Genomic DNA, 21,145 nt, shown 5'->3' on the forward strand with positions numbered 1-21,145 from the left:
GAAGGTCTTCGATTAGAAAATAAGTTCAGTATCGCTAGTTTTTTTTCCGAACCAATTTTTCGACATCGCTACGAAAAGTCTCCCCAACGGACAACTCCTTATCCCCCAAAAAGATACTGTTCTTCCGAATGGCCGTGATTTCGTTAACCGCCACGGCGTACGATTTATGGATGCGAAGGAATTTGTTAGGCGGCAATTCCCGTTCCAACTCCTTAAAACTGGTGCGCACCACCAATGGATGTTCGGCACTTTTTAGATGGAATTTGATGTAGTCGCCGTAGCCTTTCATCCAAATAATATCATTGAACTTAATTTTCACTTGGCTATAGTCGGAATTTACGAAAAAATGGTCCTTGGCCGGGCCAGCGGATAGAGCACCCTTGGTGGACTTCAGTTCGAAAAGCTGCTTGGCACGATTACATGCTTTTATAAAACGCTCCAAAGCCACGGGCTTTATCAGGTAATCCACCACATCAAGGTCATAGCTTTCCACCGCATATTGTTTATAGGCCGTGATAAAGATGACCAAGGGTTTCCTTTCAAGACTGGCGATAAATTGCAGTCCGGTCAGACCGGGCATCTGGATATCGATAAACAAGAGGTCGATGCTTTCCTTCTGTAAAACCTCCATAGCCTCGAAGGCATTGTTGCAAGAGGCCGTCAAATTCAGAAAAGGTACTTTACCAATGTTGTCTTCCAACAACCCTAGCGCCAAAGGCTCGTCATCTATGGCAATACAGTTCATCAGGATTCAAGTTTTAGTTTCAGGGTTACGGAATACCATCCGTCGGACTTATCGATATCGAGGCCATGGTTCGCACCATACAAAAGTTCCAACCTCCGTTTTACATTGGCCAGGCCTATACCGGAGATCTTGTCCTTGGCTTGGTCATTGTCGACATATTTGTTCCGTACCGTAAAAAGGAGCTCATCGTTGACTGCTTTCAATGAAATGGCAATCGTGGGGGCTTCCACCATTCCTGTACCGTGCTTAAAAGCATTTTCTACGAAGGGAATCAACAGCATAGGCTCTATGGCGTGCCAGTCTTCCTTCAGATTCAAATCGACATCCATATCCAACCGATCGCCGAAGCGCAGTTTTTGCAGGTCGATATAGGTGCGCAAATAATCGACCTCGCTCTTTAAAAGTACTTTCTCATCATCGGTTTCATAGAGCATGTACTGCATTAAGGAGGATAGTTTTAAAATGGTGGGTTCCAATTTGTCACTTTTCATCCGTACCAGGGCCACCATGTTGTTGAGCACGTTGAACAGAAAATGCGGACTGATCTGTGAGCGTAGAAAAGCAAGCTCCGTTTTGAGGTTTTCGCTTTCCCGTTCCTTTGCTTTGCGCTCCAGTTGCAAACGGTCGCTTACCGTTTTAAAGGCAACGGCCATCAACACAAAGAACAGAAAAGGAAGCGCATTGTGCAAAAGGGCCTTGTTGATCGAGTAGGGATACTTGAACACCAGCGTCTCAAAGACAAAGCGGTTGATCAATAATATAACGGCCAATAGCCCTAGGTTAACCGCCAGAAAAACCAAAATGTTTCTGCGATATAATAAGCGAGGAACTAAAAATTGGGTATTCGAATAAAATGTTGCTGCCCAAAAGAGGTTCATTATGATGTTCAGAACGAGAATCTTACGGGCAAATTCCGTGGGTACGCTGTCCCCTTCCCACTGTAATGAAAAAATATACGGTAGCGAGAAAACAAACCCCCATACCAGCAGATGTATGATTGTCGCTTGGTACTTTTTAAATGATTTTAGTTGAAGCTGCATAAAAATTATTCTTCTCTATTGACAATATACTTAAAACTTAGATACCCAATCTTCTGACTATCCAAGAGAAAATATAAAGTAATGCGAAAACGGCCTTTCATTTAAGTTGAAGACCGTTTTCTACTAACAAACAAATTCATTAGACAACCGTTTGTAATCTAGCCAACAAAGATAGAGTGATAATACCTTTTTTTGCCGTCTTTTACCGTTATGCTATAGTGCCCTTTTTTAGCTTTTTCAAAATTGAACGCTTTGCCGATTATCAGTTCGCCTTTTGTCGATTCTATGAAAATAATATTGTCATGGTTATCCACTATTTCTATGGTAACTTTTTGCCGATCGTCATTGAACAGGTTTATTGAAATCCTATCGCCAGTTTGTCTGAAAACCGGCTTGGTTGTGTTCTCTTTCTTTTTCTCTATCTTCACTTCTTTTCTGTTCACATCAAGGGTGTATACTACAGCTGATAAGTCGTTTTCAATAGAAAAATAATACGTGCCAACTTCAAGTTTTTCAAGGTTAAACTTTTTTGTATAATTCTTGTTCAGAATATTTTCCGAATAGATGATCCGCGCATTGTTATCGGTCATTTTTATTTTCGATTCCAATGATTGGGCATCCATTTCAAATACTAGGCTCTTTGAATTGATACCTGATGTCAAACTCATGTTGGGGTCGTTTGCCATTCCTATAGCGGTTGCTAACAATATGGCCAGTGTTGCGGTACTTTTTACTAATTTTTTCATGATGTATTAATTTTAGGTCTGCTTAAGTACAGACGGTTATTACTGATTTGCAGGACAAACTTACGCCCCGTCACCGGACATTTTTTGAGAATGCGATGAACCCGAAAAAGTTTGCGATGAATCTTGGAAGTTTGTCTGTCAGGTATTTGCTACGTTCTTTTGGGCTTGCGGTTTTGCCGGTCAAGACCTAAATGGTGTGGTATAAATAGGAAAAAAGGAAATATTTTATCGGGATACTACAAATGAGCTAAGGGTACTTTGGAGCCATAGGAAGCATAGTGGCTTATGAGCCCCACAAAACGTTTGTACTGTTCGACTGATTTTGGTAGATGATAAGAAAACAGCACAATTTAAGTTAGGACTTTAATACAATAGTGTTGAGAGGCCTCAAGGTTTTCAATATCTTTTGGGTATTCTCCTGCGGTTTTCTATATTCATTTTTACGCATCGCCTTAATTATTTTTTTGTGTTTTAGTACAAATATGCTAAGATTACCAATAGTTACTTTTTTTGGAGACTGACTGTCATAGTAGGATTTCAAATACCAACTAAGCCGCCCCCTTCATGGCAAGTACCGTAGTAACCCAAACAATTACCGAGGAGAAGAAAATACCAACTGTGTTAGCGGCAAAAGCCCGCTTGCGCTCCATTTTAAAAAGGTAACTGGCTATACTGCCCGCGTAGACCCCTGTGCCGGGAACAGGAAGCATTACAAAAAAGATAAGTCCAATAAAACCATATTTTTTGATTTTATCACCAGACCCTACTTTAGCTTTACGGGCAACGTAAATGGCGGATTTTTTATAGTAGTGCCATTTTAAAAGGTATTTATTGACTTTTGTAAGAAAAACATACATTATCGGGTATACCAATACATTGGCAAAAAAACACGCCACAAAAACCAGATAAATATTCACGCCTTGATAAATTCCATAAGGAATTCCGACCTTCGCTTCTCCGAAGGGAGAAAGGCTCCAAAGCATTGCTACTATTAAATCTATAATCAAATCTTCAATTTTATCCGGCTGCAAAATTACATTCTTGAATTTGATAAATAGCGTACAAAATCATAAATAAACATTAAAAGAACGTTTACTTGTACCTATTAAAATAGTTACTTTAGTGGCACTGGTGTACACTAATCTTTACCATAATCCGTAAATAATGTCAAAAAACGAATCTAGAAGATCTTTTATAAAAAAAGCTTCGCTAACTACTGCGGCTCTAACCACGACACCCTATGTATTTGCTGCCCAAGAAGAAACGATAACATTATCCAGAACATATTCCAACACATCGTACACCGCTAACGATCATATTACTATAGCGCTTATTGGTTCCGGTATTCAGGGAATCTACGATACCAAGAGCGCCTTGAGTGTTAGCGGAGTAAAACTGGTTGCCGTTTGCGACCTTTATGACGGGCGTTTGGACCGCGCCAAGGAATTATGGGGAGACTCGATATTTGTGACACGCGACTATAGGAAAGTACTGGAGCGGAAAGATGTAGATGCGGTCATCATAGCTACTCCGGACCACTGGCATCAAAAAATTACGATAGCAGCCTTGAAAGCGGGCAAGCATGTGTATTGTGAAAAGCCGATGGTGCAGAAATACGAGGAAGGACAAGCAATTATCGATGCGCAAAGAGAAAGTGGTAAAATATGCCAGATAGGTAGCCAAAGTATGGCTTCTTTAGGAAACGAAAAGGCCAAACAGTTGTACGAAGAAGGAGCAATTGGCGATATTGTTATGTTGGATATGTACAACGACCGTTATTCTGCGGAAGGAGCTTGGCAATACCCGATTCCTCCCGATGCAAATCCCGATACGATAGATTTTGACCGTTTTCTTGGTTCCGCACCAAAAGTGCCTTATGAACTAAAACGCTTTTTTAGATGGAGGAACTACCAAGATTATGGAACCGGAGTGGCAGGCGATCTTTTTGTTCATGCATTTTCAACCTTGAATCATGTAATTAGCTCGCATGGCCCAAATAGGGCTTTAGCTACTGGCGGACTTAGATATTGGAACGATGGTCGTGATGTGCCGGATGTTAGTATTACGCTATATGATTATCCGAAAACAGCTACCCACGCAGCTTTTAACGCTGCATTCCGCGTTAATTTTATTGCAGGAAACGGAGGTGGTGGTGGGTTTAAGTTGATAGGTACCGAAGGCGAAATGGAAGTAGGTCAGAACAAAGTTACCTTAAGGCGCTCCAAATTGGGTATGGTGCCAGGCGGGTATTCATTGATTGCCTATACGGAAGAAACACAGCAAAAGATAAAGGCAGGTTACGCTACTACTGTACCATCTTCTAGAGAAAAATCATTAAATACCGGGGTAACGACATGGGAAGCTCCAAGAGATTATAAGGGTGGTCATTACGACCATTTCAATAATTTCTTTACGGCCATTCGACAAGGTACGGAAGTGGTTCAAAATCCAATATTTGGCCTTAGGGCCGCAGGAGCAGCCCTATTGGCAAATGAAAGTTATTATAAAAAACAGCCTGTAGATTGGGATCCTACAGCCATGAAAATGTTGTAATAGTTAAATTTTAAACGTGACCACTGGTAATGTGGAATGGTTGGCAACATCTTCGCCAATACTACCAAGAAAGAAATGTGATAAGCCTTTTCTGCCGTGGGTGGGTATTCCAATAATATCAGCACCGCTATCGGCACCAAAATTTAGCACGCCATTTTCTACGGAGTAGTCATTATAGATAGCAATAAGAAGTTCAAAGCCAACCTTATCGCAAAATGCCACTATTTTTTCCTGAATTTCCGAGGTACTTAAAAAAGCATCGCCCGGAGTGTTTACATAGACCAATCGCAGTTCTGCAGAAAAAATCTCCGCAATATATTTGGCACGTTGAAAGGCATGGATGTTCTCATCCTTTAAATCACAGGCAAAAACCATTTGACTTGGGTTAAAATCATCTATTTCTTCCTTGATTACCAATACGGGTATGTCCGAATGGCGTACTACTTTCTGTGTGTTGGAGCCTACAAAAATTTCCTTTAGCCCTTCGCTGCCATGGCTTCCCATTACGATGAGGTCGGCATTGTGTTCCTTGGCTACGTTGTTTATCTCACTAAATACTTTAAAGTGCTTTATAATGGGCACTACCTTCACATCTTTGAGAAAGGGTTTGTCCAAGAACTCCTTCAAACGCTTCTCCGCAAGCCTAATCAAAAAAACTGTATGCTGCATTTGCACACCTTCGTTTGAAGAAATCAGAGCTTCGCTGAGTTCCAGCATGTGTAGGGCGTATAAGGTTGCACCGTGCTTTTTTGCAATGGACGCTGCTACCTTGAAGGCGTATTCTGATTGACTTGAAAAATCAACGGGTACAACTATATTTTTCATATCGATAATTTTTTAAGGTTACTGGTGATTTTTAAATAGTCATTGAGAACAATCTCGTATCGGGAACTTTTTGGTGCAATCTTAAATCGAACGCCATACAGACATTACGTACAAAAGGTCTTCCTTTGGGCGTAACTTTTAATTGATGCAAATTCAATTCGATAAGTCCATCTTGTTTCATCTTATCCAATCTGGCAAGCACAAGCGGTAAATCTGTAAAAAGCATCTGTTCGTTGAACCAAGAAGTTTCCAGGTCGCACATAAGGTTAAGAATATGCTTTCGTATAATTTCATCTTCGGAAGAAAGAATGTGTCCTTTAAAAACGGGTATCACATTATTGTTTACCAATTGCCGGTATTCCTCTATATTCTTTACATTTTGGGCAAAACCGTACCAACTATCGCTAATGCTAGAAGCGCCCAGGCCTACCATTAATTGTGTTTTGGAAGCGGTGTACCCCATAAAATTACGATGTAAGCGCCCTTCTTGTGCAGAGATGTACAGTTCATCGGTATCAAGTGCAAAGTGGTCCATTCCTATTTCGGCGTAGCCAAGCTGGCCAAGTAAGGCTTTGCCTTTCTCATACTGTTGTCTCTTTAAATCTGCCGATGGCAGGTCGGAATCCTTGTAGCCTCGCTGTCCGTTTCCTTTCATCCAGGGTACATGGGCATAGCTATAGAAAGCCAGCCTGTCGGGGAACAAGGACTTTGTTTTTGTAATCGTCTCTATTACGTGTTCCATGGTCTGGTGGGGCAGGCCAAAGATAATATCGTGTCCAATGGAGGTATAGCCGATTTTACGTGCCCACTCGGTTACTTTTTTTACATTCTCAAAAGGTTGTATCCTGTGTATGGCCTTTTGTACTTTTTCATTGTAATCCTGTACCCCATAACTTACCCTTCTAAAACCTACATCGTATAGTACCTGTAAATGTTCTTTAGTGGTATTGTTGGGATGGCCTTCAAAACTAAACTCATGGTTTTTAGCCTTTGTTGCCTTTTCGAAAATACCGTCTATGAGTATTTTTAGGTTTTTTGGGCTAAAAAATGTGGGTGTACCACCTCCTAAGTGCAGTTCCTTAATAACCGGTTTTTCCGAAAAAAGGGCTACATACAGATCCCATTCCTTTAATACGGTGTTTATGTAAGGTTCTTCCACTTCGTGGCGTTTTGTTATCCTTTTGTGGCAGCCACAAAACGTACACAAGCTTTCACAGTAGGGCAGGTGTATATAAAGACTTATGCCTTCCGTGCTGTTGGATTCTGAAAAACTCTTTTGAACGGAAGCCTCCCATTTTTTACTTGAAAAAGAATCTATATCCCAGTAGGGCACCGTAGGATAGCTCGTATATCTAGGGCCTGGGACATTGTATTTTTGAATAAGGCTGCACATGTACTTTAGGATTTGGTACAAAGGTAAACCCTGCGTTGGTGAGAAAACATGACAAAAGTCATACATGTAGGTAGCAGGTACATGGGTAGCGTGTCTAGAGAAGCTTCATCTTTGCCAAGACATCAAAGTGCCTATCCTTTGATATAATCGTAAAATTTTTGTTTTGAACAAACTTTTTATTTTACGTGTATACACCTTTATCGACCCAATATAATGACCATATATCCAATTTGATATTATTTTTTGACCACATTCCTTACTTTTGCACCCTAAATACTAGAACCATGACATTACTTTTAATGGCTGCCGGCAGCGGCAGCAGATACGGAAAACTAAAACAGTTCGATGAGCTTGGCCCAAAAGAGGAATTCTTAATGGAGTTCGCTATTTATGATGCCTTAAAAAATGATTTTAAACAGATCGTCGTTATTACCAAGAAAGAAAACGTTAGCTTTTTGAACGATTATTTGAGTGCGCGATTGCCAAAAGATATAAAGCTGAATGTGCTGGCACAAGAACTAACAGATTTGCCGGATGGGGCAAGTTTCACGGGAGAACGTAAAAAACCTTGGGGAACCGCACATGCCGTTTGGACGGCAAGAAATGTGATCAACGGTGCATTTGTAGTGATCAATGCAGATGATTTTTACGGACAGGCAGCTTACAAAAAGGCAGCCGATTTTATGAAATCCGATGACAATGCTTACGCGCTATTAGGTTATACCCTAAAAGATACCCTTTCGGAACACGGATCGGTATCCAGAGGTGTTTGTAAGGTTGCTGGGGATGATTTGCTTTCTGTAGAAGAGCGGTTGAAGTTGGTCCAAAAAGGAGATGTCGTGCTAGATGAAGATACCGGTCTGGAATTTACGGGAGACGAACAAGCGAGTATGAATTTCTGGATATGCAGACCGTCTATTTTTTCGAAAATAGAATCGGAATTCAAAATTTTCCTGAACGACGCCGATCGTATTGCCAATAGCGAACTCTACCTGCCCTTTATGATACAGGAGATGTTGCAAGCTAAGGAGATTACGGTAAAATGTATCCCTTCCGGTGGCGATTGGTTCGGGGTAACCTATGCCAGTGATAAAGAAAAGGCGATGGAAAGTTTACGGAACAAAACAGACAAAGGACAGTACGTTTCCCCCTTATGGAACTAAAGGATAGTGCATACTCCCCGGAACAGCTTCAAGAACTTCTAGGGCAGTTTGTGGTTGAGGAGCGAGAATTCAGCTTTAAACCACTGCATATCGGTTTAATAAACGATACGTTTTTGGTTTGTGATGGTGATACCCCTATGTATATTCTACAACGCATCAACCATACTGTTTTTTCGAACGTAGGCGGATTAATGAACAACGTTTCCAGTGCTTTACAAGCACTTAGGGCATCGGACTACTCCGAAATCCAATTAATAAAGACAGTTGACGGTTCCTATTTCACTAAGGCGGCCTTGGGTTATTGGCGTTTGATGAGTTTTATTGCAGATAGCACCACATACAATACTACTACGGTGAAAGAAACTGCCTTTGAGGCGGGACGCGTTGTCGGAAAATTCCATTTGCTCCTAGAAGACCAGGACCTTTTGAAATACACGGATACCATACCACGTTTTCACGATTTAACCTTAAGGGAGCAGCAGTTTGCAATGGCAATAGCCAACGCGGATCCTTTAAAGCTAAAAACAGCAAAGGAGCATATCGCATTTGCGAAAGAAACATTGAACACTTTAAAAGGAATAGCCATAGATGCCTTAAAACCGCGTGTATGTCATAACGATACCAAGCTAAACAATATTTTATTTTCCAAGCAAACAGGAAAAGGCCTGTGCCTGATCGATTTGGATACCATTATGAAAGGCTATTTTTTCTATGATTTTGGCGATGCTATCAGAACCGTGGTCAATACGGCGCCGGAAGATGAGAAACAATTGGATAAGATTTGTTTTAAAGAATATTTGTTCATCGCTTTCGCAGAAGGATTGGCCAGTAACCCTACTTTTTTAAGCAGGGCAGAGCTTGAGTCCCTGCCTATGGGGGCGGTCTTTATGCCTTTTATTCATGGCTTAAGGGCCTTAACGGATTATTTGGAGAACAATAGGTACTACAAGGTTGCTTATGAAAACCAGAACTTGGATCGCTGCATAAGTCTATTCGATTTTTCAAAAAAAGCATTGGACAAAATTCCCTTTATGGAAACGGAATTACAACGCTTGTTTCCTGAAATCGACTAACTACAACGTTGCGACCAACCCTGGCATGCAGCGTTTTTTAATCAGGCATGTCAGTCCAAAACGTATAGAACTAAAAAGAGTCCGGCTATTATAAACCGGACTCTTTTACGAGAACACTATATGAAAATGAAAAATTGTTTGTCTTTATTACGTTGTAAAACTACCATCTTTCTACCTGTTCATAAACTTATTGTTGTGAACCTAGGGAATTCTGTGGTGAACAAAGGGGAAACTGTTTTCTACCTGTTTTTTAAGAATATATATATAGTATGTTGATATGCTAAAGGGGTTGGCGTACATTTTTGGAATGCTTCACAGTTGCCTAACGGAACATTAACTTTGTCGCACAAAAAAAGCCGATGCTCCCATCGGCTTAGACTAATTAACTAACTCAAACTTTGATTTTAAATAACAAGATAAAATTACTTTTTTTTTAAATTAATTGTGTTAAGATAAACGTATCTCTCTGTTAAATAATGTTATAACTTTAGTTTGCTGGTCTATATTTACGACCTAATTTTTAAATAGAAATGTACCTCTTGTTCAGATACCATGGAAAAGAAATTTAAAAGTGCTGTTTTTTTGATGTTTGTATTAAGCTTTGTCTTTCAAGTATACGGGCAGGAAGCAAGGGAGGATGTTGTCTTTGCCGGTAGGAATTTTACTTGGGGCATGAATATGGGAAGTTATGATTTGGCAATTTTGCTACGGGAAAACGGAACCTTTTGCGAAAGTCTGGACGCACCGGACTGGCAAAATAAAGTGGAGGGAAAATATAGGAAAGTAAAAGACGGGATTCTTTTGGACTATATGGACAACACCATGGAGAACGACACCATTTTCATAGAAAAGGATAGTTCGGATGGCTATGAAGATATAAGATATGGCGGGGCGCAAATGATAAAAATGCATTTGCCGAATACGATACCCGAGGGTTATTATGAGCATAAAAGTGCATCCAGTTCCGGTGGTATGGGTACGGGCATGGTTTACGTTGGCACACAACAATATGACGGTATTCATTTTTATGCAGACGGTACTTTTGACAGGAATGCTTCCGGTGGAGTTGTTTTAAGTGGCAGTGATATTGGTGGCGGCACTAGTTCGGACAAGGCTGCTAGTGGTACCTATACCATAGATAAGGGACTCCTTACAATGGTGAGCAATGATGGTGAGGTGGCAAAGAACAGTTTTTTTTATAGTGAACCTGATGATGACGGAACGGTTACGGTAGCAATGAACGGTGCTATCTTTTTTTCAGAAGGTTCCGAAAACGGCACATCTCAAATCATGGTAAAGGAAAATAAAAATACAACTAACTTGACTTTTCCAGATGTTGAAGCTGAGGATAAAGACCTTCTTAGGAAAATTAAGTTGGCCCACGGTGGTAGCGCAGTAGATAGTATCGTTACTGTAGAAGCTATTATGGAAACCTCTGGCATAGCGTTTAAAGTGCGGCTGGACCTAAAGCGGAAGTTTTTACGATTAGAATCGCTTTCACCTACCTTCCGTTATATTGAACAATTGGAAGATGAGTCGGGGTGGATATATCAAGATGAACAAATTCAGGAAATGCCGGAAAATCGGGTTGCGGAGGTCCGGAATACTTTTTACTCCGGACTGTTTCTTTTACAAACCCCAATTTTGGACCGCATAAAGGTTGTGGACGTGCGGGATAACGGAAAAGGGTTTAAAGTGCTAAAGCTCAACTTGGACGGGAACATAAGCGGTATGGTAATGGATTCTGGAAACAACCGATTGGTAGGAACTGCAAAATTCAACGCTTTGGGCAATGAGATTACTTATTTGTCCGACTTTAGGGAGGTTAACGGTATTCTGGTCCCGTTCAGGGAAGAAGTGGAGACCGATGAACAAAACGTCCTTATCCAAAATAATTCCTACACGATCAATCCTATATGGGATAGCCATGCTTGGGAACGACCGGATTAATTCTTTTTAAGATGCTTATAGTAGAAGTTGGGTTGTTGACAAAACGGTTTGCTATGAAACCCTCAGGTCACTCAGAACTAAAAACAGTATCAGCGTAATATCTCCGGTTATTTTCGGGAATTACGATACTGCTGTGTATATGAAGCTGTACCTAATGGTGGGGCAATTATGGAGCTCGATGTTATTTAAAAGCAGTGTGTCCTGTAATATCGGCACCAGTAATCAAAAGATGTATATCGTGCGTTCCTTCATAGGTAATCACGCTCTCCAAATTCATCATGTGGCGCATAATGCTATATTCTCCTGTAATTCCCATACCACCAAGTATCTGGCGTGCTTCTCGGGCAATGGTAATGGCCATCTCTACATTGTTGCGCTTTGCCATGGAAATTTGTGCCGTTGTCGCTTTGCCTTCGTTTTTTAGTTGTCCTAATCGTAGGGCCAAAAGTTGCGCCTTGGTAATTTCGGTGATCATCTCGGCCAGTTTCTTTTGTTGCAACTGAAAAGCGGCAATGGGTTTTCCAAATTGCACTCTCTCTTTTGCGTATCGCAAAGCGGTATCGTAGCAATCCATAGCGGCACCAATAGCGCCCCATGCGATACCGTAACGTGCAGAATCCAAACAACCTAAGGGTGCGCCTAGACCTGTTTTGTTAGGCAATAAATTCTCTTTAGGGACCTTTACATTATCAAAAATGAGTTCTCCCGTGGCCGAAGCACGAAGCGACCATTTGTTATGCGTTTCAGGAGTAGAAAAACCTTCCATTCCCCTTTCGACTATAAGTCCGTGTATACGACCTTCCTCGTTCTTTGCCCAAACTACGGCAACATCTGCAAAAGGTGAATTTGATATCCATAATTTGGCGCCGTTCAATAGATAATGGTCTCCCATATCCTTATATTTTGTTTCCATACCGCCTGGATTAGACCCATGATTGGGCTCCGTAAGTCCAAAACAACCCATCCATTCGCCACGGGCCAGTTTAGGCAGGTACTTGTTTCTTTGTTCCTCTGTGCCATAAGCAAAAATTGGATACATCACCAGAGAGGATTGTACCGATGCTGTTGATCGGACACCACTGTCCCCTCGTTCTATTTCTTGCATGATGAGTCCGTAACTGATTTGGTCCAAGCCGGCACCGCCATAGGCCTCGGGAATATAAGGGCCAAAGGCACCGATTTCTGCGAGTCCCCCAATAATCTGTTTTGGAAATTCGGCCTTTTGTGCATACTCCTCTATAATTGGAGATACATCCCTCTTTACCCATTGGCGTGCGGCATCGCGTACCAATTTATGTTCATCGGAAAGTAAATCGTCTATATGGTAATAATCTGGAGCTTCGAATAAATCTGGACGCATAGCTTAAATTTTTTAATAAAGATAACTAAAGAAACGTTGTCTAGTAACGGATAATTGTAATTGACCGTGTCATAATCCTTAATCTTTGGCAAAATTAACCAAATATCTTTTGTTTTGTATGTAACATTAGCAAAAGCTAATGTTACATTTTTAAATAAAATGCTTTAACAAGAGTTTTATAAGCAGTTGTATAGTGATGGCGCTCTGTTTCGATCGTTAACGTATCGGTTACCGTAGTTTCCTTTTTAAAAGACAGTTCCAACAAACTTCGCTTTATTGGAGCGGAAGCATTTCCTTTCACATGGGTAATTCTATTTGGATATAGCCCTAAAGTTTCTGCTAACGTTAAGATCGTAGTTTCTTCTTTGTTGGGAATGATTACGGCAAACAAACCTTTGGGGGCCAATAGTTGAGATACGGCTTGTAAGAGTTCATCAAAAGGTAAGGAACTGTTCTGTCTGGCGACATCTCTTGGAGTATTGCCGCTAGAAACGTCTTCGGCATAAAATGGCGGATTGGATACGATCAAATCGTAGGTTTCATCTATCTCGTCTACGAGTTCATCCAGGCCCGCATGAAAGCAATACAAACGATCTCCCCAGGGCGAGCCCTCAAAATTCTCAACACATTGTTCATAGGCCGCGTCATCTATTTCTATTGCTTCTATACTTTCTGCGTTACTCCGTTGTGCGAGCATAAGCGCAATTACACCCGTCCCTGCTCCGATATCCAAAATGGAATTTGGTTCATTTTCCACAGATGCCCAGGCACCCAGTAATACCCCATCGGTGCCAATTTTCATGGCGCATTTATCTTGGTTTACGCTAAACTCCTTAAACTTGAAACTATTGCTCATTTTAATTTTCCCGCTTCCCTTGTTTCAGAACCCTCTAATTCTAGAAGTGAATCGCCCAAACGATAACGCATATCGTTGGCCAATAATTTTATTTTAGTGACGATTTCCTGATGCTCGGATGCTATATTCGTGGTTTCGCCAATATCGTTTTTTACATCGTACAGTTCTATTTCTTCTATACTTACCATACGATAATCGCCGGGTAAACCATCCTTTCCAAGCTCTTGCCCCTCCATAGTTCTGTAGGTATGGGGAAAGTAAAGTTTCCATTTTCCATAACGTACGCCGAACAATTCGTTTACACGATAATAAAAGAAATAGGCTTCCTGAGGTCCTTTTTCCTCGACTCCTTTTAACAATTGGAGCACACTTTTACCGTCTATTGTGTTTTGGGGTAGTATCGCATTGGTTTCTTCCGCTATGGTAGGCAATATATCTATGGCCATTACGGGTTCTTCTATGACCTGCCCTGCGGGAATTCCTTTTGGGTATTTAATAATGAACGGTTCCCGCTGTCCCCCTTCCCAGGCGGTTCCCTTGCCTTCTCGCAAAGGGTAGGCACTCCCGGCATGATTCCCGTAGGATAGCCATGGACCATTGTCCGAGGTGAAAATTACGATGGTGTTTTCTTCCAATCCGTTTGCCTTTAGGGCTTCGTTGATTTGACCAACGGACCAATCTATTTCCATAATAACGTCTCCGTACAAACCTCTTTCGGACTTCCCCTTAAACTTGTCCGATACAAACAGGGGAACATGCGGCTGTGGATGAGGTACGTATAAAAAGAACGGATTGTCCTTGTTCCTGTTGATAAAGTCTACACTGCGTTCCGTGATTTGGGTGGTAAGCTGCGATTGCTCCTCTAAAGTATCTATCACTGTTTCGTTCTCATATAAGGGAAGGTCCGGAAAATTGAAAACAGGCCCTTGCTGCGGATGGTAGGGCCACATGTCATTGGAATAGGGAATACCGAACCACTCATCAAAACCATGGCGTGTGGGCAAAAACTTTTCATGGTGTCCCAAGTGCCATTTTCCAAATATCGCGGTCGCATATCCTTGAGATTTAAGCATTTCTGCCAAAGTGGTTTCCGATGCGTTTATACCGTGGGTGTTGCCGGGACCCAAGGCATTGTGGATGCCTATACGGTTGGGGTAGCAACCAGTGAGTATGCCAGCTCTTGAGGCCGAACATACCGCCTGGGCGGCATAATAACTGGTGAGCATTGTCCCCTCCTTTGCCATTTGGTCCAGATGTGGGGTGGCGATATCGCCCGCACCAAAAACGCCCACATCATTATATCCTTGGTCGTCCGTAAATATTAGTATGACATTTGGAGGCTGTACCACGACCTCTTTCTTGGTTTCATGACAACTGCTCGTTAAGGCCAAAATAACAAGGCCAAGTAAATTATACTTGATATTAAAGGGTGATAAGTGCATTTTTATAAATTAAAATTGGGTAATATTCTACTTTTTGCTTCGTTCAGATAGCTTCTGCCAATAGTATATCTTAGTCCGCCAACTTCAACACTATTCCCTTCAACCACGCTAACCTTATCAATGGCAATGGTATAGGATCTATGTATTCTTAGGAAACGGTTAGAAGGTAGGTCGTCCGTAAAACTACTTAGTGTACTATGTATAATGTATTTAGAGGTAGGGGTAATAATACGGATATAGTCCTTAAGGCTCTCTACGACCATAATCTCGTCCAGGAATATTTTTTGAAGTTTCTTTTTATCTACCTTAACAAAAATACTGGGCTTTTCCTTTACATCATTGCCCACGGTTTTTACCGCCCCTTGTTTTAGGCCAATTACCCGATCTACCGATTTCAGGAACCTAGGTAGGGATATGGGTTTAACCAAATAATCTATGGCCTCCAATTCAAAACTTTTTAAGGCATGCTCTTCATGGGCGGTTGTCATGATCACAAAGGGCTTCTTTTGGAGGGTGCCTAAAAATTCCAAACCGTCCAACATGGGCATATTAATATCTAGAAACATAATATCTACCTGGTGATCCCTTAAATAGGAGGAGGCATCGACTGCATTAGAAAAAGTTTCTACAAGTTGTAGCTGTTTAACTTTTGAGATATAGTTTTTTAATACGTTGATTGCCAAAGGTTCATCATCTATAGCTATAACTTTTAATATCATATTACTTTAAGTTTCAATAGTACATTAAACATGTTGTCTTCTTCAAAAATAGTAAGATCGTAATCGTTAGGCCTATAACCAAGCTCTAAACGTTTTTTGACATTGGATAAGCCTATGCCGCCAGCCCTAGTGGGTAAATCCCTAGATTTAGTTGCGTTGGGAATGGTGTTGGCTATCTTAAATGTCATAAATCCGTTGGAAACTTCAAGGTGCATGTCAATGTGCATTTTTCCAATATTTTTACTCGCCCCATGTTTAAAACAGTTTTCTACCAACGGTATTAAAAGCATTGGTGCAATTTTGCATTTATTTAGCTCCCCTGAGATATTCATATCAATCTGTAAAGAGTCGTCAAAGCGTATTCGCTCCAGGTCAATATAGTTTTGAATACACTCTATCTCACTTGTAAGGTTCTGTTTTCTCTTTTTTGTAGCATAGAGCAGGTACCGCATTAGCTCCGATAGTTTAATAATAACCTCTGGTGCCTTATCCGACTTCTCAAGGGTTAGGGAATAAATGTTGTTCAAGGTGTTGAAGAAAAAATGTGGTGATACCTGTGATCTTAGAAATCGAAGTTCCGTTTGTAACTGTCGTCTTTCCAGATCATTGATCCTACTGCTCTCCCGGAGCCAGTCGATTGTTAGCTTTATGGCCGTAAAAAACGATACAACATACACTTCTCCGATCATCGTTTGCACGGCATAACCTAAAGTGAGACTAGTGGTTTCTACCGGGCCTTCCGGCCAAACATCGGTCCCTGCCAAATAATAGGTAAGGTTGTACTTCACTAAAAGCATTGTTATAAGTGACGCAATGAAGTAACCCGTGTAAAGCAGGTATTTTTGTGTAAATACAAACCGTGGCATTAAGAAGTAGACATTAAAATAGGCCAAGATGATATGAATGGGAAAACCGATGAGGTTGGTCTTTAAGGAGTACAAAAAATCGTCGTGAATACCACTCCATCTTAGCGTATTGAATAGAAAGTAAACTCCCCAAAATATAATATGATGCCAGTACTTTACTCCATAATTGGAGGAAGACCCTGTTTTATTTAAAAAATCCCCTACTTTAGTGTTCAGTGGCATACTTCAACAATATATAGTCTTCAAAATCGAACCCTTGACACTACTGCGCTATCATTGGTCTATATATGTTTCTTGCCCAATAAAAAATAGTAAAATCTCCATACCAAAGAAATAAAACTTGGTAGTATGTCCATGTTCAAATTGCAAGTGACTAAAGTACTTAAAAACAATAGAATAAAAATCAAGTAAATAAGAAATTCCTGTTTTTGATCATGATATGTTAATTGCCAATAAACCACTATTAAAATAGTAGTCAGCTATAATTGATGTTTGATTTAAATCAATTTGTTCCTATGTATAGTCTTTTACCAAGCGAATACATCTATGTACAAGCTTGCCCATTTGAATTGGTTTTGCTTGTCGTATTCAATGATTTGGTAAAACTAAGGATAGGTGGATTATCTAATTGACAATGAAATGGTAAAGTTTGTATTCATGTCAGTTTGAGCGCTACCGAAGTTTTGGGGTGAACCTTGGAAGGCTAAAATTGGATTTCGACTGCCCTCAGCCTGATATTTGTGTTGTTAATTTGATTTTAGATAGGCGGCTATTTACTAACCAATAGAACATGAAACCTTCATTCCAAGGCAATAAAAAACAACCCGTTCAAGCAAGCTACTGCGTATGTTGTCCATGCGCTTTAACCTAACATACACATTAGAAAAACGATTACAGCCCCGAGCTGCTGCGAACACTACCGTTGCGCTTGCCATAGCGGTGCTATGCTAAAAATCGATGCAACCCCAGTAGTATTCATTGTATCTCGAAGATTCATAACGAAGTTTCAATACATAATTTGGGTTAAAACAAGGTATCCAGTAGGTCATTTTCCACTAAATTAGGTACGGTAACCTTTAACTCGGGTGTACGTTCCATTTCTCTTTCAATGGCAAAAATAGCCTCTTTATTGCGCGCCCAGCTCCGTCTGGAGATACCGTTGTTGACATCGTAAAATAGCATGTTTTTCAGTTTTCTGCTCGCTTCTAGCGAGCCATCCAATAGCATGCCAAATCCGCCGTTCATTACTTCGCCCCAGCCCACGCCACCGCCATTGTGTATAGAGACCCAAGTAGCTCCACGGAAGCTATCGCCGATTACGTTGTGTATGGCCATGTCTGCCGTAAATTTACTGCCGTCATAAATATTGCTGGTTTCCCTGAACGGGGAATCCGTGCCGCTTACGTCATGATGGTCGCGACCTAAAATCACGGGAGCTGAAAGCTCACCGGAGGCGATCGCTTGGTTAAAGCCCTCCGCAATTTTGGCACGGCCTTCTGCATCGGCATATAAAATCCGTGCTTGGGAACCTACGACCAATTTGTTCTCTTCCGCTTCTTGTATCCATTTGATGTTGTCCTGCATCTGCTGCTGAATTTCTATTGGGGCTTCTGCTTTTATGGCTTGCATTACTTTTAGGGCAATGGCATCCGTTTTTTGCAGGTCTACCGGAGTGCCGGACGAACAGACCCAACGGAAAGGGCCAAAACCATAATCGAAGCACATAGGCCCCAGGATATCCTGAACATAACTAGGGTACTTAAAATCGATTTGGTTCTCCGCCATGACCTCCGCACCGGCGCGAGAAGCTTCTAATAAAAAGGCATTACCATAATCAAAGAAATAGGTGCCTTTGGCCGTGTGGGCGTTTACACTGGCCGCATGTCTACGTAGGCTGTCCTGTACCTTGTTCTTAAAACCTTCAGGATTTGCACTCATCATTTCGTTGGATTCTTCAAAAGATAGCCCAACCGGATAGTAACCACCTGCCCATGGATTGTGCAGCGAGGTTTGATCGGAGCCTAGATGTATGAAAATGTTCTCTGAATCAAAACGTTCCCAGACGGCTACTACATTGCCTATAAATGCCAAGGAAACGACCTCTTTGTCCTGAATTGCTTTCTTCGTACGTTCCACCAGCGTATCCATATCGGATATAAGTTCGTCTACCCAGCCTTGCTCATGTCGCTTTACAGCTGCGGCCGGATTCACTTCTGCACATATCGTAATACAACCTGCAATGTTTCCTGCCTTTGGTTGTGCACCGCTCATGCCTCCAAGACCGGCTGTTAAAAAGATTTTGCCGGCAGGAGTTTCATCGGCCTTCAATACTTTTCTGAACGCGTTCATAACCGTTATCGCCGTGCCATGAACAATACCTTGCGGACCAATATACATATAGGAACCCGCCGTCATTTGTCCGTATTGGGTAACGCCCAGCGCATTAAATTTTTCCCAATCGTCCGGTTTTGAATAGTTGGGAATCATCATGCCGTTGGTCACCACTACCCTTGGCGCTTCTTCGGAGGAAGGGAACAGTCCCATGGGATGACCGGAATAGATATGAAGGGTTTGCGCTTCTGTCATCGTTGCCAAATACTGCATGGTAAGCAAGTACTGCGCCCAGTTTTGGAATACACCGCCATTACCACCGTAGGTAATGAGTTCTTGTGGATGTTGTGCTACCGCGGGATCCAAATTATTTTGAATCATGAGCATAATGCCCGCTGCTTGTGGCGTATTCGCCGGATAGTCCTGTATGGGGCGTGCCAACATATCGTACTCCGGCATAAAACGGTACATGTAAATTCTGCCAAAGTCCTTTAGTTCTTGTGCAAATTCTTTGGACAGCTCCGAATGCCATGTTTTTGGGAAATACCGAAGGGCATTTCGTATGGCCAGTTTTTTTTCTTCCAGCGATAAAATTTCTTTTCGTTTAGGGGCGTGACTTAGCGTTTTAGAGCGCTCTTTTTTTAGGGGTAATTCTGATGGTATTCCTTGTAGTATTTGTTCTCTGAAGTTCATGCTGATAAAGTAATTAGTATATCGTGAAAAGTAATCGGTAAAAGAGTCTATTTAGTGGAGCGGACTATTTATGTTTGTCAAACACCTTTGCACCGCGTTTAAAAACAACGCAAGGCTTTAAATTCCCTTGGTTGTAAAGGATTTCTTGATAATTATTGGTGTGGAAAAGGCTAAAGTCGGCCAGCATGCCTGCCGCTAAGGTTCCCCTATCGGTCAGTTTTAATGCGGCGGCGGCCCTAAAGGTGATGCCTGCCAAGACTTCGGCATTCGATAGCTTTTCAAACGTACCTAGAATGGCGGCTTGGGTAAGTAAATCTCCCATAGGTGCGGAACCGGGGTTGTGGTCGCTTGCAATCGCCAGGGCACCACCGGCATCCAATACCTTGCGGGCAGGTGTAAAGGCACAACCTAAACCAATGGAGGCTCCAGGCAAGGCCGTAGCAATGACATCGCTTTTGGCCAATAGGGCTATTTCTACATCGGTACTTACCTCCAGATGGTCCGCACTAAGGGCATTAAATTCCACCGCGACCTTGCTGCCACTGGTGGAAAACTGATCTGCATGTACGGTAATATCAAAACCCATGGCTTGCGCTTTTTTAAAATAGGGCGCTATCTGCGTGGCGGAGAAGGCACTTTCCTCTATAAAGGCATCGATACGGTTGGTGAGGTTTTCCGACTTTAATTTTGGAAAAAGGGCAGTGCCGATTTCCTCTAAATAGGCTTCTTCACTTCCGCTATAATCTTTTGGGAGCATGTGCGCCGCCAGGCAAGTAGCGATGAGGTCTGCATTAGAGACGGCGTCCGCTTCTTTGATGGCGTACAGCATCTTTAGTTCTTCATCAACAGATAGGCCATAACCACTTTTTACTTCTAGGGTGGTAACCCCGTTTTTTAGATGTCGGTTGGCACGTTTTACGGTACCCTTTATTAGCGAGTCCTTACTGGCTTTTCTGGTTTGTGTTACGGTATCCCATATACCACCGCCGGCCATGGCAATTTCCAAATAGGTTTTCCCTGCATTTCGCATGGCGTAATCATTGGCGCGCGAACCTCCAAAACAAATATGGGTATGGGCATCTATAAAACCAGGGAGGCAGGTATGGTCCCCTTTAAGTTCCTGAATTTCTGCATCCTTATATTTTAATTTCAGTTCTTGGAAATCCCCGATTTCTTTGATGAGCTCGCCTTGAATGAGCATGCCTGCGTCTTCCAAAACTTCAAGTTGAACATCGTTTAGTGCGCCCTTTAATGGCAGTCCGGTGAGGGGGACAAGTTGTTTAAATGGGCCAATGAGTGTTACGTTCTCCATTATTTAGTTGTCTTTATGTGATGCCGAGCGTAGTCGAAGCACTTTTTTTTGGTATACAAAGCTATTTTCTGAATCATG

General features: G+C 41.7%; 17 protein-coding genes. 4 read left to right on the top strand and 13 right to left on the bottom strand.

Annotated features, from left to right (window positions below):
- Positions 1 to 34: 34 nt before the first annotated feature.
- The 4 genes from ACFQZJ_RS02650 to ACFQZJ_RS02665 all read right to left on the bottom strand — a co-directional run bounded on the left by ACFQZJ_RS02650 (position 35) and on the right by ACFQZJ_RS02665 (position 3,514).
- Positions 35 to 745, bottom strand: coding sequence for a LytR/AlgR family response regulator transcription factor (locus tag ACFQZJ_RS02650; RefSeq protein WP_379932092.1), 711 nt, complete (start codon positions 743 to 745; stop codon positions 35 to 37).
- Positions 745 to 1,785, bottom strand: coding sequence for a sensor histidine kinase (locus ACFQZJ_RS02655; protein WP_379932094.1), 1,041 nt, complete (start codon positions 1,783 to 1,785; stop codon positions 745 to 747). The genes ACFQZJ_RS02650 and ACFQZJ_RS02655 overlap by 1 nt, the downstream gene beginning before the upstream one ends.
- 158 nt (positions 1,786 to 1,943) lie before the next feature.
- The gene (locus ACFQZJ_RS02660) at positions 1,944 to 2,531 is read right to left on the bottom strand and encodes a hypothetical protein (protein ID WP_379932096.1); all 588 of its coding nucleotides are present in this window, start codon (positions 2,529 to 2,531) and stop codon (positions 1,944 to 1,946) included.
- A 548-nt stretch (positions 2,532 to 3,079) separates the two neighbouring features.
- On the bottom strand, positions 3,080 to 3,514 hold the full coding sequence (locus ACFQZJ_RS02665) for a COG2426 family protein (protein ID WP_379933111.1): 435 nt from the start codon (positions 3,512 to 3,514) through the stop codon (positions 3,080 to 3,082).
- A 181-nt stretch (positions 3,515 to 3,695) separates the two neighbouring features.
- On the opposite strand from ACFQZJ_RS02665, the gene ACFQZJ_RS02670 reads away from it, so the two are divergent.
- A complete protein-coding gene (locus ACFQZJ_RS02670; protein WP_379932097.1) occupies positions 3,696 to 5,084 on the top strand; it encodes a Gfo/Idh/MocA family protein in 1,389 nt (462 codons plus the stop codon).
- Positions 5,085 to 5,087: 3 nt separating this feature from the next.
- Here ACFQZJ_RS02670 and ACFQZJ_RS02675 read toward each other — a convergent pair whose 3' ends face one another.
- On the bottom strand, positions 5,088 to 5,909 hold the full coding sequence (locus ACFQZJ_RS02675; RefSeq protein ID WP_379932099.1) for a universal stress protein: 822 nt from the start codon (positions 5,907 to 5,909) through the stop codon (positions 5,088 to 5,090).
- Positions 5,910 to 5,940: 31 nt separating this feature from the next.
- Positions 5,941 to 7,302 carry an oxygen-independent coproporphyrinogen III oxidase gene (gene hemN, locus ACFQZJ_RS02680; protein ID WP_379932101.1) on the bottom strand — a complete coding sequence of 454 codons (1,362 nt, stop codon included), beginning with the start codon at positions 7,300 to 7,302 and terminating at the stop codon, positions 5,941 to 5,943.
- Positions 7,303 to 7,586: 284 nt separating this feature from the next.
- Between hemN and ACFQZJ_RS02685 the strand changes: the two genes are divergently transcribed.
- The 3 genes from ACFQZJ_RS02685 to ACFQZJ_RS02695 all read left to right on the top strand — a co-directional run bounded on the left by ACFQZJ_RS02685 (position 7,587) and on the right by ACFQZJ_RS02695 (position 11,488).
- Positions 7,587 to 8,465 (top strand): nucleotidyltransferase family protein, encoded by an 879-nt coding sequence (locus ACFQZJ_RS02685; protein WP_379932102.1) that lies wholly within the window; start codon positions 7,587 to 7,589, stop codon positions 8,463 to 8,465.
- On the top strand, positions 8,456 to 9,538 hold the full coding sequence (locus ACFQZJ_RS02690) for a phosphotransferase enzyme family protein (protein WP_379932103.1): 1,083 nt from the start codon (positions 8,456 to 8,458) through the stop codon (positions 9,536 to 9,538). The genes ACFQZJ_RS02685 and ACFQZJ_RS02690 overlap by 10 nt, the downstream gene beginning before the upstream one ends.
- Before the next feature lie 585 nt (positions 9,539 to 10,123).
- On the top strand, positions 10,124 to 11,488 hold the full coding sequence (locus ACFQZJ_RS02695) for a hypothetical protein (RefSeq protein ID WP_379932104.1): 1,365 nt from the start codon (positions 10,124 to 10,126) through the stop codon (positions 11,486 to 11,488).
- 181 nt (positions 11,489 to 11,669) lie between these two features.
- Here ACFQZJ_RS02695 and ACFQZJ_RS02700 read toward each other — a convergent pair whose 3' ends face one another.
- From ACFQZJ_RS02700 to hutI, 7 genes are all read right to left on the bottom strand, one after another.
- Positions 11,670 to 12,848: an acyl-CoA dehydrogenase family protein gene (locus ACFQZJ_RS02700; RefSeq protein WP_379932105.1), complete on the bottom strand. Its 1,179-nt coding sequence runs from the start codon at positions 12,846 to 12,848 to the stop codon at positions 11,670 to 11,672.
- A gap of 142 nt (positions 12,849 to 12,990) precedes the next feature.
- Complete coding sequence (locus tag ACFQZJ_RS02705; protein ID WP_379932107.1) at positions 12,991 to 13,704, bottom strand: tRNA1(Val) (adenine(37)-N6)-methyltransferase; 714 nt, start codon at positions 13,702 to 13,704, stop codon at positions 12,991 to 12,993.
- Complete coding sequence (locus tag ACFQZJ_RS02710; RefSeq protein ID WP_379932109.1) at positions 13,701 to 15,146, bottom strand: sulfatase family protein; 1,446 nt, start codon at positions 15,144 to 15,146, stop codon at positions 13,701 to 13,703. The genes ACFQZJ_RS02705 and ACFQZJ_RS02710 overlap by 4 nt, the downstream gene beginning before the upstream one ends.
- Positions 15,147 to 15,148: 2 nt before the next feature.
- The gene (locus ACFQZJ_RS02715; protein WP_379932111.1) at positions 15,149 to 15,865 is read right to left on the bottom strand and encodes a LytR/AlgR family response regulator transcription factor; all 717 of its coding nucleotides are present in this window, start codon (positions 15,863 to 15,865) and stop codon (positions 15,149 to 15,151) included.
- Positions 15,862 to 16,953, bottom strand: a complete 1,092-nt coding sequence (locus ACFQZJ_RS02720) for a sensor histidine kinase (protein WP_379932113.1) — start codon at positions 16,951 to 16,953, stop codon at positions 15,862 to 15,864. Before ACFQZJ_RS02720 ends, ACFQZJ_RS02715 begins: the two co-directional genes overlap by 4 nt.
- An 801-nt stretch (positions 16,954 to 17,754) precedes the next feature.
- On the bottom strand, positions 17,755 to 19,755 hold the full coding sequence (locus ACFQZJ_RS02725) for a urocanate hydratase (RefSeq protein ID WP_379932114.1): 2,001 nt from the start codon (positions 19,753 to 19,755) through the stop codon (positions 17,755 to 17,757).
- 64 nt (positions 19,756 to 19,819) lie between these two features.
- Positions 19,820 to 21,067, bottom strand: a complete 1,248-nt coding sequence (gene hutI / locus ACFQZJ_RS02730) for an imidazolonepropionase (RefSeq protein ID WP_379932116.1) — start codon at positions 21,065 to 21,067, stop codon at positions 19,820 to 19,822.
- Positions 21,068 to 21,145 lie beyond the last annotated feature (78 nt).

The sequence above is a fragment of the Maribacter chungangensis genome (genome assembly GCF_042676845.1).
GTDB lineage: Bacteria > Bacteroidota > Bacteroidia > Flavobacteriales > Flavobacteriaceae > Maribacter > Maribacter chungangensis.

Excerpts from the sequence above, each read along its gene's own strand:
- ACFQZJ_RS02650 (WP_379932092.1), bottom strand. The coding sequence starts at position 745 with ATGAACTGTATTGCCATAGATGACGAGCCTTTGGCGCTAGGGTTGTTG.
- ACFQZJ_RS02655 (WP_379932094.1), bottom strand. The coding sequence starts at position 1,785 with ATGCAGCTTCAACTAAAATCATTTAAAAAGTACCAAGCGACAATCATA.
- ACFQZJ_RS02660 (WP_379932096.1), bottom strand. The coding sequence starts at position 2,531 with ATGAAAAAATTAGTAAAAAGTACCGCAACACTGGCCATATTGTTAGCA.
- ACFQZJ_RS02665 (WP_379933111.1), bottom strand. The coding sequence starts at position 3,514 with ATGCTTTGGAGCCTTTCTCCCTTCGGAGAAGCGAAGGTCGGAATTCCT.
- ACFQZJ_RS02670 (WP_379932097.1), top strand. The coding sequence starts at position 3,696 with ATGTCAAAAAACGAATCTAGAAGATCTTTTATAAAAAAAGCTTCGCTA.
- ACFQZJ_RS02675 (WP_379932099.1), bottom strand. The coding sequence starts at position 5,909 with ATGAAAAATATAGTTGTACCCGTTGATTTTTCAAGTCAATCAGAATAC.
- hemN (WP_379932101.1), bottom strand. The coding sequence starts at position 7,302 with ATGTGCAGCCTTATTCAAAAATACAATGTCCCAGGCCCTAGATATACG.
- ACFQZJ_RS02685 (WP_379932102.1), top strand. The coding sequence starts at position 7,587 with ATGACATTACTTTTAATGGCTGCCGGCAGCGGCAGCAGATACGGAAAA.
- ACFQZJ_RS02690 (WP_379932103.1), top strand. The coding sequence starts at position 8,456 with ATGGAACTAAAGGATAGTGCATACTCCCCGGAACAGCTTCAAGAACTT.
- ACFQZJ_RS02695 (WP_379932104.1), top strand. The coding sequence starts at position 10,124 with ATGTTTGTATTAAGCTTTGTCTTTCAAGTATACGGGCAGGAAGCAAGG.
- ACFQZJ_RS02700 (WP_379932105.1), bottom strand. The coding sequence starts at position 12,848 with ATGCGTCCAGATTTATTCGAAGCTCCAGATTATTACCATATAGACGAT.
- ACFQZJ_RS02705 (WP_379932107.1), bottom strand. The coding sequence starts at position 13,704 with ATGAGCAATAGTTTCAAGTTTAAGGAGTTTAGCGTAAACCAAGATAAA.
- ACFQZJ_RS02710 (WP_379932109.1), bottom strand. The coding sequence starts at position 15,146 with ATGCACTTATCACCCTTTAATATCAAGTATAATTTACTTGGCCTTGTT.
- ACFQZJ_RS02715 (WP_379932111.1), bottom strand. The coding sequence starts at position 15,865 with ATGATATTAAAAGTTATAGCTATAGATGATGAACCTTTGGCAATCAAC.
- ACFQZJ_RS02720 (WP_379932113.1), bottom strand. The coding sequence starts at position 16,953 with ATGCCACTGAACACTAAAGTAGGGGATTTTTTAAATAAAACAGGGTCT.
- ACFQZJ_RS02725 (WP_379932114.1), bottom strand. The coding sequence starts at position 19,755 with ATGAACTTCAGAGAACAAATACTACAAGGAATACCATCAGAATTACCC.
- hutI (WP_379932116.1), bottom strand. The coding sequence starts at position 21,067 with ATGGAGAACGTAACACTCATTGGCCCATTTAAACAACTTGTCCCCCTC.